The organism is Aquicella siphonis, from assembly GCF_902459485.1.
Lineage (GTDB): Bacteria > Pseudomonadota > Gammaproteobacteria > DSM-16500 > DSM-16500 > Aquicella > Aquicella siphonis.
This window is the reverse complement of record NZ_LR699119.1, coordinates 1,260,043-1,276,891: the sequence shown is the minus strand read 5'-3', so window position 1 is coordinate 1,276,891 and position 16,849 is coordinate 1,260,043. Positions and strand designations below refer to the sequence as shown.

At 47.1% G+C, this 16,849-nt stretch carries 12 protein-coding genes; 9 read left to right on the top strand and 3 right to left on the bottom strand.

Annotated features, from left to right (window positions below):
- Nucleotide 1: 1 nt before the first annotated feature.
- Nucleotides 2–2,038 carry an NAD-dependent DNA ligase LigA gene (ligA, locus tag AQULUS_RS05955; RefSeq protein WP_148339170.1) on the top strand — a complete coding sequence of 679 codons (2,037 nt, stop codon included), beginning with the start codon at nucleotides 2–4 and terminating at the stop codon, nucleotides 2,036–2,038.
- Between the two features lie 27 nt (nucleotides 2,039–2,065).
- Here ligA and AQULUS_RS05950 read toward each other — a convergent pair whose 3' ends face one another.
- Nucleotides 2,066–3,802 (bottom strand): putative bifunctional diguanylate cyclase/phosphodiesterase, encoded by a 1,737-nt coding sequence (locus AQULUS_RS05950; RefSeq protein ID WP_148339169.1) that lies wholly within the window; start codon nucleotides 3,800–3,802, stop codon nucleotides 2,066–2,068.
- Between the two features lie 240 nt (nucleotides 3,803–4,042).
- Here AQULUS_RS05950 and AQULUS_RS05945 point away from each other — a divergent pair, with 240 nt between their 5' ends.
- The 3 genes from AQULUS_RS05945 to AQULUS_RS05935 are packed head-to-tail and all read left to right on the top strand — an operon-like array spanning nucleotide 4,043 to nucleotide 9,511.
- Entirely contained in the window at nucleotides 4,043–6,178 is a 2,136-nt protein-coding gene (locus AQULUS_RS05945; protein WP_148339168.1) for a pyridoxal-dependent decarboxylase, read from the top strand.
- Nucleotides 6,162–8,165: a putative bifunctional diguanylate cyclase/phosphodiesterase gene (locus AQULUS_RS05940; protein WP_172622755.1), complete on the top strand. Its 2,004-nt coding sequence runs from the start codon at nucleotides 6,162–6,164 to the stop codon at nucleotides 8,163–8,165. Before AQULUS_RS05945 ends, AQULUS_RS05940 begins: the two co-directional genes overlap by 17 nt.
- Before the next feature lie 14 nt (nucleotides 8,166–8,179).
- Nucleotides 8,180–9,511 (top strand): OmpP1/FadL family transporter, encoded by a 1,332-nt coding sequence (locus tag AQULUS_RS05935; protein ID WP_148339166.1) that lies wholly within the window; start codon nucleotides 8,180–8,182, stop codon nucleotides 9,509–9,511.
- 70 nt (nucleotides 9,512–9,581) lie between these two features.
- Here AQULUS_RS05935 and udk read toward each other — a convergent pair whose 3' ends face one another.
- Together udk and AQULUS_RS05925 are read right to left on the bottom strand one after the other, a co-directional pair.
- Complete coding sequence (gene udk, locus AQULUS_RS05930) at nucleotides 9,582–10,232, bottom strand: uridine kinase (RefSeq protein WP_148339165.1); 651 nt, start codon at nucleotides 10,230–10,232, stop codon at nucleotides 9,582–9,584.
- Between the two features lies 1 nt (nucleotide 10,233).
- Nucleotides 10,234–10,782, bottom strand: a complete 549-nt coding sequence (locus AQULUS_RS05925) for a Smr/MutS family protein (RefSeq protein ID WP_148339164.1) — start codon at nucleotides 10,780–10,782, stop codon at nucleotides 10,234–10,236.
- A gap of 195 nt (nucleotides 10,783–10,977) precedes the next feature.
- Between AQULUS_RS05925 and hslO the strand changes: the two genes are divergently transcribed.
- From hslO to AQULUS_RS05900, 5 genes are read left to right on the top strand one after another with little or no spacing between them, the layout of a single operon-like run.
- Nucleotides 10,978–11,874: an Hsp33 family molecular chaperone HslO gene (gene hslO / locus AQULUS_RS05920; RefSeq protein ID WP_148339163.1), complete on the top strand. Its 897-nt coding sequence runs from the start codon at nucleotides 10,978–10,980 to the stop codon at nucleotides 11,872–11,874.
- Between the two features lie 8 nt (nucleotides 11,875–11,882).
- A complete protein-coding gene (locus AQULUS_RS05915) occupies nucleotides 11,883–12,914 on the top strand; it encodes an efflux RND transporter periplasmic adaptor subunit (protein ID WP_148339162.1) in 1,032 nt (343 codons plus the stop codon).
- Between the two features lie 16 nt (nucleotides 12,915–12,930).
- Nucleotides 12,931–15,987, top strand: coding sequence for an efflux RND transporter permease subunit (locus AQULUS_RS05910; RefSeq protein WP_148339161.1), 3,057 nt, complete (start codon nucleotides 12,931–12,933; stop codon nucleotides 15,985–15,987).
- Nucleotide 15,988: 1 nt separating this feature from the next.
- Nucleotides 15,989–16,555 carry a septation protein A gene (locus AQULUS_RS05905; RefSeq protein WP_148339160.1) on the top strand — a complete coding sequence of 189 codons (567 nt, stop codon included), beginning with the start codon at nucleotides 15,989–15,991 and terminating at the stop codon, nucleotides 16,553–16,555.
- The gene (locus tag AQULUS_RS05900) at nucleotides 16,539–16,802 is read left to right on the top strand and encodes a BolA family protein (protein WP_197737294.1); all 264 of its coding nucleotides are present in this window, start codon (nucleotides 16,539–16,541) and stop codon (nucleotides 16,800–16,802) included. Before AQULUS_RS05905 ends, AQULUS_RS05900 begins: the two co-directional genes overlap by 17 nt.
- Nucleotides 16,803–16,849 lie beyond the last annotated feature (47 nt).

Sequence of the window (16,849 nt, the reverse complement as noted above, 5' to 3'; positions counted from 1 at the left end):
GATGAATAAACATTCAGCTTTGACACGTAACAGAAGTGCGGCAGAAGAACAAATCAAAAAGTTGCGTGAACAAATTAACGAGCATAATTACCGTTATTATGTGCTTGATGATCCGCTTGTTTCTGATGCTGAATACGATAATCTGTTTCAGAAGTTGAAGTCGCTGGAGTCGGAATTTCCGAACCTGGTGACGCCAGATTCTCCCACTCAGCGCGTGGGTGCGGCGCCGTTAAAAACGTTTGCTGAAGTAAAACATGCCATCCCCATGCTGTCCCTGGATAATGCGTTTGCAGACCAGGACATACTGGATTTTAACAAGCGCATACAAGATAAGCTGGGGACAGACAAGCCTATTGAATTTTGCTGTGAACCCAAACTGGACGGGCTTGCCATCAGTCTGCGTTATGAGCACGGCCTCCTGGCGCAGGCGTCAACGCGTGGCGATGGTACAACCGGTGAAGATGTCACGGCGAACATTAAAACCATTCCCATGATTCCATTACGTTTGCGCGGCCAGAAAATTCCGCGGATCATAGAAGTGCGCGGTGAAGTTTTCATGTCGAAAAAGGGATTTGCCAGATTGAATGAGCAAGCTCTCGCGGCGGGTGAAAAGACATTTGCGAATCCGCGCAACGCAGCGGCTGGCAGCGTAAGACAATTGGATTCACAGATCACAGCATCACGCCCGCTAGAAATATATGTATACGGGGTGGGGTTGGTCGAAGGTTGCCGTTTACCTGATTCTCACAGTGAGATTCTTGATTATTTGACCGGCCTGGGCTTTCGTGTGAGCTCACTGGTAAAGGTAGTCAGCGGCGCTGAGGGGTGTCTTGCATATTATAAAAAAATGCTGCAGAAACGTGAAGAATTGTTATTTGAGATTGATGGAGTCGTGTACAAGGTCAACAGTACCAGAGAACAGGAAAAACTGGGTTTTGTGTCCCGCGCGCCGCGTTGGGCTATCGCGCATAAGTTTCCTGCAGAGGAAGTGAATACTATCATTGAGGCTGTTGAATTTCAGGTCGGACGTACCGGTGCGCTGACACCGGTTGCGAGATTGAAACCAGTGCATGTGCACGGCGTGACGGTCAGTAACGCCACTTTGCATAATATGGATGAAATCAGGCGTAAAGATATTCATATCGGAGACACAGTCATCGTGCGCCGCGCTGGTGATGTCATTCCCGAAGTGGTAGGCGTGATCAAGCAGCGGCGGCCGCGTGACGCCAAACCCATTTCTCTTCCCAGGCATTGTCCCGTGTGCCATTCCAGTATTGAACACATTGAGGGTGAGGCGGTCGCACGCTGTACGGGAGGATTATTTTGCTCGGCCCAGCGCAAGGAAACCATCAAACATTTCGCTTCCCGCCGGGCGATGGATATCGAAGGCCTGGGTGATAAACTCGTCGAGCAATTGGTGGATACCGGACTTATCGCTTCAGCGGCTGATGTGTATGATCTGACTCAGGCACAGTTGGAAGGCCTGGAAAGAATGGGTAAAAAATCAGCGCAAAATTTGCTGGAGCAGGTCGAGAAGAGCAAGTCTGTCACCTTTGCGCGGTTTCTATATGCGCTGGGCATACGCGAGGTGGGGGAGGCAACAGCAAAATCCCTGGCTATGCATTTCAAGTCACTTCAGGCATTAAAGGCTGCGGGTGAGGAAGAGCTGCAGGCTATTCCTGACATAGGACCAGTGGTCGCGGCCCATATCGCACATTTTTTTCATGAACCGCACAACCGCGACATCATCAGCAAGTTGATCAAGGCAGGGATACACTGGGAAGAAACCAGGGAAAGCCGTCATCAGCCGCTTGCAGGCAAAACATTTGTCATTACGGGAACCCTCTCAACCATGACCAGGGATGAAGCAAAAGATGCATTGGAACAGCGCGGCGCCAGAGTGTCTAGCAGTGTGTCCGCGAAAACATCGTATGTAGTGGTGGGTGCGGACCCGGGGTCCAAATACGACAAGGCAAAGGAACTGGGTGTCACTATCCTGGATGATGAAGCGTTCCGGAAATTTTTACAAAAGCTATAGCTGGATCCAGACGGGGTCTGGTCAGGCTTATACCAGTACTTCTTCCTGAAGTTTCTTGAACAGATTAATTATCTTCTGAGCGGTCACGGGATGACTGAGAAAATATCCCTGAACGATATCACAATTTTCATTCAGTAAAAACTGGATTTGCTCGGCTGTTTCAACGCCCTCAGCCACCACTTCCAATCCAAGATTGTGCGCTAACGCGATCACCGCACTGGTGATGGCTATATCATTGGGTTTGTTTGGTATGCCTTTTATGAAACTTTTGTCCAATTTGATGGAATTAATCGGGAACTGTTTCAGATAGCTGATGGAAGTGTAACCTGTTCCAAAATGATCTATGGATAATTGCACGCCGGTGGCTTTGATCTTGTCTAGAATACTGGCGGCAAGCTCGACATTTTCCATCACTGTCTGTTCAGTAATTTCGAATTCAATATATTGCGGGTCGATACCGACGCTGCCGATGATTTTCTTGATCATTTTGACGAGGTCGGGGTGCCTGAATTGCTTGGGAGAAAGCTTCAGGGCGATTGAGATATGTTCATATCCGTCTCTTTGCCAGTATTTGATTCTTTCACAGGCTTCGCGCAACGCCCATTCACCGATTTGCATGCTGAGTCCTGATTCCTCCGCGAGTTGTATGAACTTGACAGGGCTGATTATGCCCATGGCGGGATGCTCCCAGCGCAGCAAGGCTTCCACGCCGGATATGTTTCCGGTTTTGATACGATATTTTGGCTGATAGTATAGCGCCAGTTCATTGTTATGAATGGCTTTTCGGAGCGCGGATTCAAGTTGGATATATTCCAGTGCTTCCACATGCATTTCTTCGGTGTTAAATTGATAGACGTTGCCGCCCGCCTGTTTGGCCTTGAACAAGGCCCTGTCAGCGTTTTCAATCAATTCTTCAAGTGACTCGCCATCGTAGGGAAACACACTGATACCTATACTGGCGGTCAGGGTGAATTCATGCGAGCCGACTTTCAATAATTGCGTACAGATGTTTAACAGTTTTTCAGCGACCATGCTGGCGAATTTGGGTTTGTTCACATCATTTAATAAGACAATGAATTCATCGCCGTCAAGCTTGGCCAGCAGGTCTTCCTTGCGAAGCACATTAGAAAACCGTTTGCCAATTTCTTTTAAAACCAGGTCGCTGTTATCACTGCCTAATGTTTCGATAACCAGATTGAACATATCAATATCAATCAGCAAGACAGCGAGAATCTGATTCCGGCGTCGCGAATGATTGATGGCCTTGTTGAGTACTTCGTTAAAAAAAATGCCGTTGGGAAGCGAGGTGAGAGTGTCGCTGTGCCCAAGCTGCATCAGATATTCTCTGTCAATCATTATTTTTTCAGTGCGTGATTTGGCGGATAATTCCTGTTGCAGGTGCAGCTTCTGGTCTTTCAATTCCTTCGTGATTTTTTCCATGCGCTGCTCGTATGACTGATGCTTGACTTTAGCATTTTCGAGTACGGCGTTGATTTTTTTTGCAATAAGTTCAATTTCATCGCTGTTTTCCGCTTCCAGCCGCAGGGTTAATCCATTTTTTTCCAGAACGCGCGACATATCAACATTCAACTTTTCAATGCGTTTGATCATCAGCATGCGTATGCCAAAATAGACAGCAATGAGGGCTATAACGGAAAGTCCAATGATATAAATTGAATTATGATTAACAAGAAAGAGAGAGGCTGTCAAAAATACAAGGGTTGTCAGTCCCATTAAAGCCAGCGCTTTATTTGTCAGCTTCATTTCGTCTCCTGGTTCAAAAGAGACCACAGCAGCGGATTGCGTGTTATTAATTTTATTCTGAGACCTGTGGCTTGCAAAAGCAAGGAATTCAACATAAGTCTTTATTTGTTCAGATGTTTTATTTTATATGGCTTTTACAACGCGAGGTATTCAAGTAACATAATATATGTATATGTAATATTATATGTAATTTTTTAAGCGGTGGAACCATAACTCACTCTACATGATGGGCTGACATCTATGTGGAAAAAAAGTTTTCCATTTCGCCACGCAAGCAACGAAGAATATCGAATCGACGATTATAAGGCTTTATTACGCTACGTAAATCAACTTGCCGCGCATAAGCTGGGATATCCGGTTTCGCTTCTTACCTATCTGGGCATTGTCAATAATCAGATACTGGGTATTAAACCCGGCACGCTGGCAAATGTGTTATTGAATAATGTCGGAGATCCTTTCAAAGATTCGGAAACATCACTGCTGGAAGTCAAAAAACACGAGAGAGAAATCATTTCCATATTTGAAAGGTTTTACGGGCTTCCTCTCAACGAGGCAAGAGGATATGTCACGACAGGCGGGACCGAAGGCAATTTCGCGAGTCTTTGGTGGTCTAAGCGCTACCTTATCAACAATACACTGGATATGCTGATCGAAAAGGATAATCTGATCAAATTGCAGCACAAGCAGGAACAAGAGCTGGAGGCGGCGCTTGCCAAAATTCCCATTAATGATTATCGGTCTCGAGTGGAGCATTTACAAAAAATTATTGATATCAAGGATGCCATCGCTTCCACCAAAAATATCGTGCAGCAACTTCTCACGCCCACCGTGTTTTATTGCAAGGGGCATACGCATTACTCCATTCCGAAAGTATCGGAAATCCTGCGTCTTAATATTCGTCCCATACAACCCAATGATGACGGTTCCATCAGTCTCACCGACTTGAAAAAGGAATTGCTCCTGCATGCCGGTGCCAATCCGCACAGCGGCGTTATCGTGATCGCTAACATAGGCACTACCATAACGGGAGCCATTGATGATGTGCCAAATATCAAAAAATTGCTGCTAGAAACACTCCCCATCCAGAATTATACCATTCACATGGATGGCGCATTGACGGGATTTGTGCTTCCTATCATCAAGCCCTTCGGCAATGTTGAAAATTATTTCACTGCGATCGGCGTCAATACACTCGCGGTCTCAGCGCACAAATATCCCGGATTGTCCCAGCCTTGCGGCATTATCCTTGCGCAAAAGGATTTTTTTAATAAAGCGTTTGAAAAGAGCGAGCGCAGTATCGAGTATGTAGGCAACATCGTTGATGTTACGATTACCGGGTCACGCTCAGGTCTGAATGTGCTCATGTTCCATAATGCCCTCAGATCGCTGGGACTTGATAAAGGGACTGAAAAACTGACACTCATGGTCAGGGAAAATCTTGATAACGCAAAATATCTCTACCAAGAACTGGTCAAAATGTATGGACAGGATAAGGTTTATTATCCGCATCAGTTCAATGTGATCTTTCCGCGGCCTTCCCAGGAATTGGCGAAAAAATATCAATTAATGTTGACAGGAGATAACGCCACGATTTGTGTGTTAACGAATGCGACCAGAAAATTGATCAATGAGTTTCTTAAAGACTTGAATCATGAAAAGGAGAGCGCGATGAACAAGACTATCACTAAAACCGAATATACGATTCATACTCTGCAGGAAGAACATGTCAAATCCACCGTCGAACTTTTCACCAAATCATTTTGTGATAGCGAGCCTATCACGAGACACTTGAATGTCCGGTATCAAGATTATGAACCTTTCGCCAGGGAGGTTGTGCAGAAAGCGATCAAGGAAGGACTGAGCAAAGTCGCCATTAACAGGCAAAATCGTGTCATCGCGTGCACGATTGCAGAAGACATGGCGGATCCGTTTATTCCTCACGCGGCGCATTACCCCAAGCTGAAACCGGTTTTTGCACTTCTGGATGAGCTATCCAAACCGTTTACGGCGGGTAAAAAATTTGTCCCCGGCAAAATTGTGCATGTCTGGATCGCGGCAGTGGATCAGGCTTACCGGGGTTTGGGTTTGTCTACTGAAATTGACATAGCCTGCGTAGAAGGTGCCGCGCGCAAAGGATATGATTTCGCCTATGCGGAATTTACCAATCCCCTCAGTGAAAAAGTAACCTCTCAATTTAAAATATTACAATTATACAATAAAATTCAGTATGATGACTTTGTGTGGGAAAACAGCTCCATGCCGTTCAAGGGGCTGGAAGGTGCGGCGGCGAGTTATGTGGCAACGATACGACCAGGTGTGAAACTGGACTCACTGCCCAATTGCTATGCTTCCAGGGAACATGTCAAAACTGACTGAGAATACGGTAAATATGGACATTATTGCCGATCAGAAGCAGATCACTGATGAAGAAAAGCTGCTTATTAACCAGCAGGTCAAGGCGGAGCTGGTGGAGCATCTGTATCAGGGCTGTTTGCCTGGCACCATTAGCGGCATAGTGGCGAGCGCCGCGATTTATCTGGATTACCTGGGCTATACTCCGCATCAATTGCTCAATCTCTGGGTGATTACTTTCAATCTGATGATGGTGGCACTTTCCGCGCTGTTTTTCTTCTATAAAAAATACAAGGACAAACTGGCTCTATCCACCTGGGAGAGGTCTTACTCACTGATGATGACGGGCTGTGCCTTGTCATGGGTGCCCATCATTTACCTTCTTCCCACTGATATTACGCGGCAATATCTCGCGCTTGTTGCGCTGTTTCTGGCGACCACCGGTTATGCTACCGGGACAATAGGGCAGTTTTTATTATGCGTTGTCACCTTGAATATCATGCTTCTTCCGTTGATAGCGTGGTGTTTGTACCAGGGAGGCATTTTTTACAATATTATCGCGGCGTATTCGATCATTTACATGAGTTTCATGTTCGGGATCAATCATCGAAGTACCCGCTGGTTCAAGGATTCTCTCAAATTGAAACTCGAAAATAATCTAGTCAGTTATCAGGCTAATCATGATTTGCTGACAGATTTGCCCAATCAGCGTTTGCTGCCCCAATATATTCAGTCTGCTATTCATGCTGTGGCAGGTACCCCCCGGACATTCGCTCTGGTATGTTTTTCACTCAACCGCATGGAAATGATCAACGACAGCCTCGGACATGGTGCGGGAGACGCCATCATACAATCTGTTGCAAACCGTCTGAATGCGTTGGCCATGCATGCCGCGAAAGTGAAAAATGAAACGCAGTATATTATTACCATTTCACGCAAGGACACGTTTAATATTTTAATGATCCCGCTTGCCATAGATGGAGCGGAAAACAAGCTTACTCATTTATTCTCCATACTGGACGAACCATTTTATCTGGAAGAACGGGGGGTAAAACTGACCGCCAGCCTGGGCGTGAGTTTTTATCCCAAGGACGGTGAAACATCGGAAAGTCTGCGCGCGAACGCTGACGCGGCAATGTTAAAGGCAAAACAATTTGGCGGTAACCGTTTTGAATTTTACAAGGCTGAAATTAATGCTCAATTGCCCAAACAAATCGCTCTGGAAAAAGATCTGCATGACGCAATCGATCAAAACCAGCTGCAAGTCTACTATCAGCCGCTGATCGACTTGAAAACCGGGCGCATAGCTGGCTCAGAAGCCTTGATACGCTGGCCGCATCCGGTGCATGGTTTTATTTCTCCAATGAATTTTATTCCGCTTGCGGAGGAAATCGGATTAATCGTTCCGATCGGATCATGGATACTCAAGGAAGCTTGCAGACAAACACGCGTGTGGCAGCAAATGGGTTTCACCGGCCTCAAGGTGGCGGTCAATGTGTCCGGAAAGCAGTTAACGCATGGGAATTTTATCGAAACTATCAAGGGCGCCCTGGCGGTGACAGAATTTGATCCGCGCTATCTGGAGCTTGAAATTACCGAAACGGCTATCCTGGATGAAAATATTACTTCTATCATTAAGGAATTTACCAAAATGGGGCTAGGCCTGGCCGTTGATGACTTTGGAACGGGTTATTCCGGTTTGAGTTATCTGAAGCGCTTTTCGATAGACAAGCTCAAGATTGACCAGTCCTTCGTGCGCGACATTCCTGCAAGCAATGACAGTATTACCATTGTTTCGGCCATCCTCGCCATGGCGAGAGAATTAAATGTCAAAAGCCTGGCTGAGGGCGTGGAAACCGAAGAGCAACTCAGGTTTTTGCAGTCAAAAGGCTGTGACTATATCCAGGGTTATTATTTCAGCAAACCTCTGGAGGCTAGTTATTTTACTCAACTCTTGTTAAATTATCGTAATATGCAGGTTTTTTCGAATGTAGAAGTTGCACAACCCTAACCAAGGAAGGTTATATGAACACGTTTCGAATTGCACGGTTAAGCGCCCTGGGGTTACTGGCTGTATTTGCCTCCCAGGCTTTCGCCTCAGGTTATAAAATGGAATTCCAGAGTGCTTCGGTACTGGCTGATGCTGGCGAAGCTGCGGTAGTGGAAGACGCGGGCACAAACTGGTACAACTCGGCTGGCCTGGTTTACCTTCCCCTGCAGATTGTCATGTCGGCGATCGATGTGTACGCGCCGACCACTTTCCATGGTACGGTGAATGCCCCTTCAACCCTGAATCAGCTAGGGGCGCCTTTTGATATGTTCGCGAGCAACTATTCCGCGAGCGGAACAGCGAGTTCCCACCCCAATTCCGCCTTGCCGGCTTTCCATCTGTCAGCGCCCATGAGCGATACGGTCGCGCTGGGGTTAAGCGTGGTGCCGGCTTGGGGCTTCACGGAAGATTACGGCGAAAGTTCCATGCTGCGTTATAACCTGACCCGGGTCTACACCAAAACACTGGATATCGCCCCAAGCATCGCCTGGAAGCTGAATTCCCAATGGTCTTTGGGAATCGGACCGGATATTCATTATTTTTCCGTGCAGAGTAAAACACATGTGAGAACAGAAAGTATCAATCCTGCCGTGGTTCCTACGCTGGGGGACTCGATTTCACGCTTTAGCGCGAATGACTGGAACTACGGGGGTCATATTGGATTACTGTTCAAGTACAGTGATACGACGCGCATAGGTCTCAATTATCGGTCCAAACTCGTGATGCATCTGAATGGATATAGTGCTTTTGGCCTGGACCAGGGCGGTTTTAATGAAACCAACTTGTTCCAGCTCCCGCTGCCGCTCCCAGCCACGACGTCGCTTAGCATTTATCATGATTTCACGCCATGCTGGGCGTTGATGGGAACAGTTGCATATGACCAATGGAGTTCCATTCAGAATTACCATGCGAAGAACTATATCCAGCCGCCTACGCCGGATAATCCATCCGGCATTTTGCCAGATGTGACGCAACCACAAAAAATGCACAATACTTTCGATCTCAGTATAGGTACGCATTATAAACTGACAGAGAATTTCATGCTGCGCGGATCATTCAAATATGAGCCCACACCTACCAGTGATTCTTATCGATATGTGAACTTTCCTGATGGAGTCAAATACGGTTTTCAGATCGGATCACGCTATCAAGCCAGCAAGAAAATCGCGATTGATCTGATATACGGGCATGTGTTTGTGAAATCTGCGCATATCAATGATGTGAATCCTGTTACCGGCGCAGTCGCTTCCGGTCATTCAAATACCTCTATTAACTTGCTGGGCGGACAATTGGTCTGGAACCTGTAACAGCCTATGAGCCTATTCTGCGCAGTCGTTCTGACTGTGCAGAATGGGGTTGGGCGGGAGCAAAAACAGACTACCGGCTTTCCTTCATTTTTTGTAAATCCCCCAATAATTCCCGCATCTTGGCTTTTATCATGTCTATGGCAATGCGGTTACCGCCGCCGCGTGGAACAATCAGATCGGCGTATCGCTTGGAAGGATCGATAAATTGAAGATACATGGGGCGAACGGTTTCTTCGTATTGTTTTAATACGGAATCCAGGGATCTGCCGCGCTCCTTGATATCCCGTTTCAGACGGCGGATCAGACAGATATCCAGGGAAGTTTCCATATAGATGCGGATATCCATTATTTCGCGTAATTTCTGTTCGACAAACAACAAGATGCCTTCCAGGACGATAATGGCATGCTGTCCAACCGGACGCGTTTCCTTGTCGCGTATATGCTGTGAATGGTTGTAAATGGGGATTTCTATGCTTTGGCCATTCTGAAGCTGCATCAGGTGCGTATACAATAATTCATGGTCAAAGGCATCCGGATGGTCGTAATTGATCTTTGCCCGCTCTTCGAAAGGGATATCGCTATGGTCTTTGTAATAGGAATCTTCCGAGATGATGACTACCTGATCCGATCCCAGTTCGTTTACAATGGTATTGGCCAGGAGGCTTTTACCAGACGCCGACGCCCCTGAAATCCCAATTATGATGATATTCTTTTTATTCAAATCAGGTCTCCTCTGTGCTGCGTTTCAAAAGAACATAGATGGCTCCGCGGCTGCCGTGTGAGGGGGCGGCGGAGCAAAAAGCCAAAACAATATTGATTTCTCTAAGCCAGTGATTGAGTTTGTTTTTTAATACCGGCATTTCGCCATGGCGTCCTTTACCATGAATGATAAGCACAACACGTATCCCTTCATGCAAACACTGCTTCAAAAAGCCTTCGACGGCCTCTATGGCTTCCTCAATAGACATGCCATGCAAATCCAGAATGGCGTCGACATTATATTGGCCTTTGCGTAATTTGCGAAGGATTTTATTCGAAACACCGGTCTGTTTGTAAGCAATGAATTCTTCCCCCTGTACCGGATCCAGCGCGAGTGTCTCGCTCAATTGAATAGAGTCTGCATCGTAATAATCAAGCCGGCGTTTGATTTGTCGCTTTTTGCTGGCGGAGGGAGCCAGGCGTACCTTGTCAGATTTTAAGGGTTGGGTTCCTTTTACGGCTTCCCGAAATGCGTTTAAATCCTTTTCGCTGATTTTTCCTTTCTTTGGCATAGGCTTGACTGAGCCTGTCTGGGTTGAGTCCAGTCATTTTACAACAAGTGAGCAGCCGGGTCATGTATCGCCTTGCACTGCTTGCGCATGGCGGATGTATAGGTTAAATAGGAGGTTTGGCAGTGGCATTGAAAAGATCAAATATTGCGCATAATCGCGTTATTGTTATATAATCATGAGCATATAGGCACATACATGACTAATCAGGATTCACTTCAGCGGTTTATTTTTGAAAAGGCGCCGGTACGTGGCGAATATATCCGCTTGCAAACCAGTTTTCAGGATATAATCAACCAACATGATTATCCGCCGCCTATTCGTCACTTACTAGGTGAATCCTTGTGTGTGGCAGGTTTGCTAAGCGCCATTATCAAGTTTAAAGGCCGGCTGACTGTCCAGTTCAGAGGCAAGGGAAAGCTTAAGCTTCTGTTGGCGCAGTGTGATAATCAATTTCATATACGCGGTCTGGCAAAATGGGAAGGTCAGTTAACATATGAAGATTTGATGGAATCCTTTAAACAGGGTGTATTACTGATTACTCTGGATTCCGGCCCTGGCAAGCGCTATCAGGGTATTGTTGCCTGGCGGGGGAACTCCCTGGCGGAATCGATAGAAGGCTATTTTCAGGATTCCGAGCAATTGGCTACAAAAATATGGCTGGCGGTTGATGACACGAAAGCGGCGGGATTTTTGTTGCAAGTGATCCCCGGCGTTCAGAAGGATGTGAAGGGTGTAGAAGATGAAATCATTTCACCTCACTGGGCGCGTATCAGCCAATTGACCGCCTCACTGCGGCCGGAAGATATACTGATGTCTGATCATCAGGCTTTATTGAACAAGCTGTATCCTGAAGAAGAAATCAGGATATTTCCCTCTGATCAGGTATCATTTAACTGTACCTGTTCACGCAAGCGCGGTGAAGATGCCATTTTGATTCTGGGCAGGGAAGAGGCGGAAGCGGAATTGAAAAATAATAATTCTATTGTGGTCACTTGCGATTTTTGTAACAAGGAATATGTTTTTGATCGTGTTGATGTGATCAGGATTTTTGAAGACAGAGGCAAACCTTCTTCACAAACGCAAATTCATTGAAGGCACTCATGAAAAAGAAACTTGTCATCACATTATTTATTATTCTTTCTGCCGGTATCTGGGTTTTTTTCAAATATCGCTCACCGTCTGAAGAGGCGGCGCCTGGACAAGTGTGGGTGCAGACCGCGGTGGTCAAAACCTCGACGCTGCCGCTGGAAGCCCATGCCATCGGCACGCTGGTTGCGCGCAGTGTTGAAATCACACCTGAACTCGCGGGTCATGTGCGCAACATCTATTTCCAGGATGGGGCCTTTGTCAGCAAGGATACGCCGCTGATACAGCTTGATGATTCCGTGTATAAAGCCAAATATGAATCCACCAAGGCGCAGCTCGCATTCAGTCAGAATGATTTCAACCGCAAGACCTTGCTGGTCAAGCAGGGAGCAGTGACTCGTGCGGCGATAGACCAGGCGGACGCCGATCTCAAGGAAAAAACGGCCAACGCACAGGAGAATGCTGTTATGGTCAGCAAAATGAGGCTTAATGCGCCGTTTGACGGAGTGGTGGGCAAGTCCAAGGTGAATTTGGGTGATTACGTCACGACAGGACAAAGTATTGTTACGCTGACGGACACCCGGCACTTGCGTATAGAATACAGCGTGCCTGAAAAGTATCTGCCCTCACTCAAATCTGGTCAGGAAGTCAAAATCACGACATCGACTTACCCCGGCAAAGAGTTCTTTGGCAAGGTATCATTCATTTCACCTACAATCAATACCGAAAACCGCTCTGTTTTTCTCTATGCTGACGTTCCTAATAACACAAATGAATTGGCTCCGGGAATGTTTGTCAATGTCACTCATTCGCTGGGCACGGAAGAAAAAGTCTTAATGATACCTGCGCGCAGTCTGGTGCCGATTCTTGATGGTGAGCAGGTATACAAGGTTGTGAATGGAAAAGCCTATGCTGCCACGGTGCTAATAGGCAAGCGTATCAGCGACAGCGTGCAAGTGCTGCAAGGCTTGTCACCTGGCGATGTCGTGATTACCGACGGACAGCTCAAGATTAAAAACGGCATGCCGGTTCAAATTAAATCCTGATGATTGAGGTTTCTGCGTGAATTTACCTGCATTTTGTATCAAGCGACCTGCTTTTACCATTGTCATCAGCCTGGTCATGACAATTATCGGGCTCATTGGATTCATGAATCTGCCGGTACGCTGGATCCCTAATGTGAATCCGCCTCAAATTGCCATTTCAACTTCTTATCCGGGTGCGAACGCGCGGCTGGTCGAGCGTGATGTGACCAAGGTCATTGAAGACACTTTGTCCGGAATTAACGGTATTGAAATGCTGACATCGACCAGCCGCCAGGGCGAAAGCCAGATATCTATTACATTCAAACTGGGTCGTAACATGGATGCGGCGGTCGAAGATGTGCGCAGCAGCTTGGAGCGTGTCAGAGGATCTTTGCCCAAGGATTCGCTAAATCCTATCGTCACCAAGGCGGATCCCAATACCGATGCGATCATGTATATTTCATTTAATGATTCGCATAGAAGCGAGCGTGAATTAAGCGATTACATCGATAAATTTGTGGTTCCCTCATTTGAAACCATTGATGGCGTGGGCAGCGTTTGGGTTTATGGAAAACGGATATCCGCAATGAGAATCTGGCTGGATCCGGCCAAACTGGCTGCGGCGAATGTCACGGTCGATGAGGTGGCGCAATTGCTGCGTGACCAGAATATATCCATACCCAGCGGCCAGATTCTTGCGAATGACCGCTATTATAGCGTTGTCACCGATACGACACTCAAATCGGCAGAACAGTTTAATGATTTAATCATCCGCAACACACAAAACCAGATGGTGCGCCTGAAAGACATAGGCGAAGCCAGGCTGGATGTGGAAGATACCGATTCGGCCTTCCGCATCAATGGGAAACCTGGAATCGCGCTGGGCATTGTGCCCCAATCCACGGCAAACCCGCTGGATGTGGAAGATCAGGTACAAAAATCCTTCGCCGAATTGAAACGCACACTTCCTGACGGAATGCAGGCAAGTATCATTTATAACCAGGCGGATTACATTCGGGCCTCCATACATAGCGTTTATGAGTCATTTATTGAGGCGGTATTGTTTGTCTGGCTGGTGATTCTCGCATTTCTATGCAGCTTTCGCGCAACGCTGATCCCTATCATCACGATTCCCGTCTGCATGATCAGCACGTTCGCACTGTTGTATTTTTTGGGATTTTCCATCAATACCATTACCTTGATGGCATTTGTGCTGGCCATCGGCCTGGTGGTGGATGACGCGATCGTCATGTTGGAAAATATCAGCAGGCATATGGAAGAGGGAATGTCTGCTTTTCAGGCGGCATTAAAGGGCAGCCAGGAAATTATCTTTCCCATTATTGCGATGACACTCACGCTCGCGGCTGTGTATACTCCCATCGCATTCACACCTGGTTTGCTGGGTGTCTTGTTCCGGGAATTTACGTTTACTCTCGCAGGCGCGGTCATTGTATCCGGTGTCGTGGCCCTGACTTTATCACCGATGATGTGCGCCCGGATTTTGAACAAAGTCAATTATGATAATAGATATGGGCGATGGCAGACTCGTCAGCTTTCCCGGATTCAGTCCGGCTATCAAAATATTCTTGGCGTGCTCTTAAGCAGACGCAAATGGGTGGCCGCCTGTCTGATACTCGCCGCTGCAATGGGTTTGGGTACTTACAAATTTCTTTCTTCAGAACTTGCTCCAGCCGAAGACATGAATAATATTTATGTTTCCATCGCGGCGCCGCGCAGCGCCAGTTTTCAATATACGGATAAATACGTGAAGCAGATGGAGGCTCTTTATCAGCAGGTTCCGGAAATTGAATCCTATTTAAGCATGAGCGGCATGCGCTCACCGTCACATTCATTCCAGATTTTGACACTTAAGCCGCGTAACCAGCGTGCACGCAGCACGGATGAGATTGTGTCGGCCTTGACATCGGAATCAAGCCAGATCTCCGGTGTGAGAGTCAACATCTTCACGCCTCCGCCTCCGTTGACTGAGGTCGCGGGCGGCGACGACGGGGATAATCTGGGGCTGGTCCTGATGACAACCAGTGATTACCGCAAGCTGCAACAGACCACAAAACAAATGGTGGATGCTCTCAAGGAAAAGCCCCAGTTTGCGCATGTTGACAATTCATTAAAGTGGGATAGTGAGCAGTTCCAGGTCAATATCGACAGAGACAAGGCTGCAGACTTGCGTGTTCCCATTCCCTCTATCACCAGTACGCTATCTACACTTATTGCCGGAAGAATCATTGGCAAAATGGATGAATCGAATGTATGGCTGCAAATGAACAAGTCTTCACTGGCGGATCCCAATATTTTTCATCAACTGTATGTGCGCAACGACGACAGCAAAATGGTTCCACTGTCCAGTATGCTGACTGTCAGCGAAGCCAGTACGTCGGAAGTGTATAAACATTATGAACGTCTCCGCTCGGACATGATTTATTTGACATTGGCTCCTGCCCATAAGGTGTCAGAGGCGATCAAGGTGCTGCAAACCATCGCCAAGGACAACCTGCCAGATGACATGAAGTTCAGTTTTACCGGGGAAGCCAAGAGTTTTCTCGAATCCAGCGGGAAGACGGCGATGACGTTTTTACTCGCGTTGATATTCATTTATCTGGTGCTGGTTGCGCAGTTTGAAAGCTTCATCGATCCGCTGGTTATTCTGTTTACAGTTCCGTTCGCGGTGGTCGGAGCCATGCTGACATTGAAAGTGTTTGGAGGCACGTTAAATATTTACAGCAATATCGGATTGATCACGTTGGTTGGACTGATCGCGAAACATGGTATTCTTATTACGGATTTCGCCAATCGTCTGCGCGCTTCAGGCAAGTCTATCCATGAGGCGGTGGTAGAAGCATCCATGCTGCGTCTCAGGCCCATCTTGATGACGACCGCCGCGATGGTGCTTGGCGCGTTACCGCTGGCTTTTGCAATGGGTCCTGGCGCGGAAAGCCGTCAACAAGTCGGGTTGGTCATTGCCGGCGGCATGCTGTTTGGAACGTTTTTTTCACTTATTGTTGTTCCCGTCACTTACACTTTTCTCGCGCCATTTCGCAAAGTGGCGGTGTTGACCATTGAACAGGAAGCATGACATGCAGCTATTTTACGAAATTTTTCCGGTTTTCCTTTTTTTTCTCGCATTTAAATTTTATGGGATTTATGTGGCAACCGTTGTCGGTATTGTGACGACGTTTCTTCAGGTTTTCATCTCTCGTGTCTGGATGAAGGCGTGGGATAAAAAGCAGTTAATCACGCTCGCGGTATTTGTCGTGTTTGGCGGCATGACTTTATATTTTCATGACCCCATCTTTGTGAAGTGGAAACCGACCGTCGTGTTCTGGCTGTTTGCTGTTGCGCTGCTGGTTACCCATTATTTTACTCACAAACCGCTGATGCAGCGCCTGATGGAAAACATGTTGCAGGAAAAAGGTGTCGTGCCCAGCGAAATCTGGAGAAGGCTAAACCTGGTCTGGGCGGCATTTTTTATTGTGCTCGGCACGGTTAATCTTTACGTGGCCTATTTTTATAGCAATGATGCCTGGGTCAACTTCAAGTTTTACGGCGTGACAGGCGCTCTGTTTCTGTTCAGCATCCTGCAGGCATTATACTTGTCGCGTTATTTGGTAGAGAGGAATCAGACACATGATGAAAAACAATGAACGCTGGTCTCTTATTCACGAGCGTTTGGTTCATGCTTTTTCTCCTCGTCATCTGGAAGTGATAGATGAGAGTGATCAGCATATCGGTCACGCCGGGCATCAGGGCGGCGGAAGACACTTTGCGATTGTCATCGACGCAGTCAGTCTGAAAAACCTGACCCGAATCGAGGCGCACAGACGCATTTATGCATTATTCACGGATATCATGCCCGACCAGCTGCATGCATTGAAAATTAAGATACTCTAGCCGCAGCGCCCGCGTAAGATGTGTTGACTTGCTTGAGAGGTCAGGCG

Excerpts from the sequence above, each read along its gene's own strand:
- ligA (WP_148339170.1), top strand. The coding sequence starts at position 2 with ATGAATAAACATTCAGCTTTGACACGTAACAGAAGTGCGGCAGAAGAA.
- AQULUS_RS05950 (WP_148339169.1), bottom strand. The coding sequence starts at position 3,802 with ATGAAGCTGACAAATAAAGCGCTGGCTTTAATGGGACTGACAACCCTT.
- AQULUS_RS05945 (WP_148339168.1), top strand. The coding sequence starts at position 4,043 with ATGTGGAAAAAAAGTTTTCCATTTCGCCACGCAAGCAACGAAGAATAT.
- AQULUS_RS05940 (WP_172622755.1), top strand. The coding sequence starts at position 6,162 with ATGTCAAAACTGACTGAGAATACGGTAAATATGGACATTATTGCCGAT.
- AQULUS_RS05935 (WP_148339166.1), top strand. The coding sequence starts at position 8,180 with ATGAACACGTTTCGAATTGCACGGTTAAGCGCCCTGGGGTTACTGGCT.
- AQULUS_RS05925 (WP_148339164.1), bottom strand. The coding sequence starts at position 10,782 with ATGCCAAAGAAAGGAAAAATCAGCGAAAAGGATTTAAACGCATTTCGG.
- hslO (WP_148339163.1), top strand. The coding sequence starts at position 10,978 with ATGACTAATCAGGATTCACTTCAGCGGTTTATTTTTGAAAAGGCGCCG.
- AQULUS_RS05915 (WP_148339162.1), top strand. The coding sequence starts at position 11,883 with ATGAAAAAGAAACTTGTCATCACATTATTTATTATTCTTTCTGCCGGT.
- AQULUS_RS05905 (WP_148339160.1), top strand. The coding sequence starts at position 15,989 with ATGCAGCTATTTTACGAAATTTTTCCGGTTTTCCTTTTTTTTCTCGCA.
- AQULUS_RS05900 (WP_197737294.1), top strand. The coding sequence starts at position 16,539 with ATGATGAAAAACAATGAACGCTGGTCTCTTATTCACGAGCGTTTGGTT.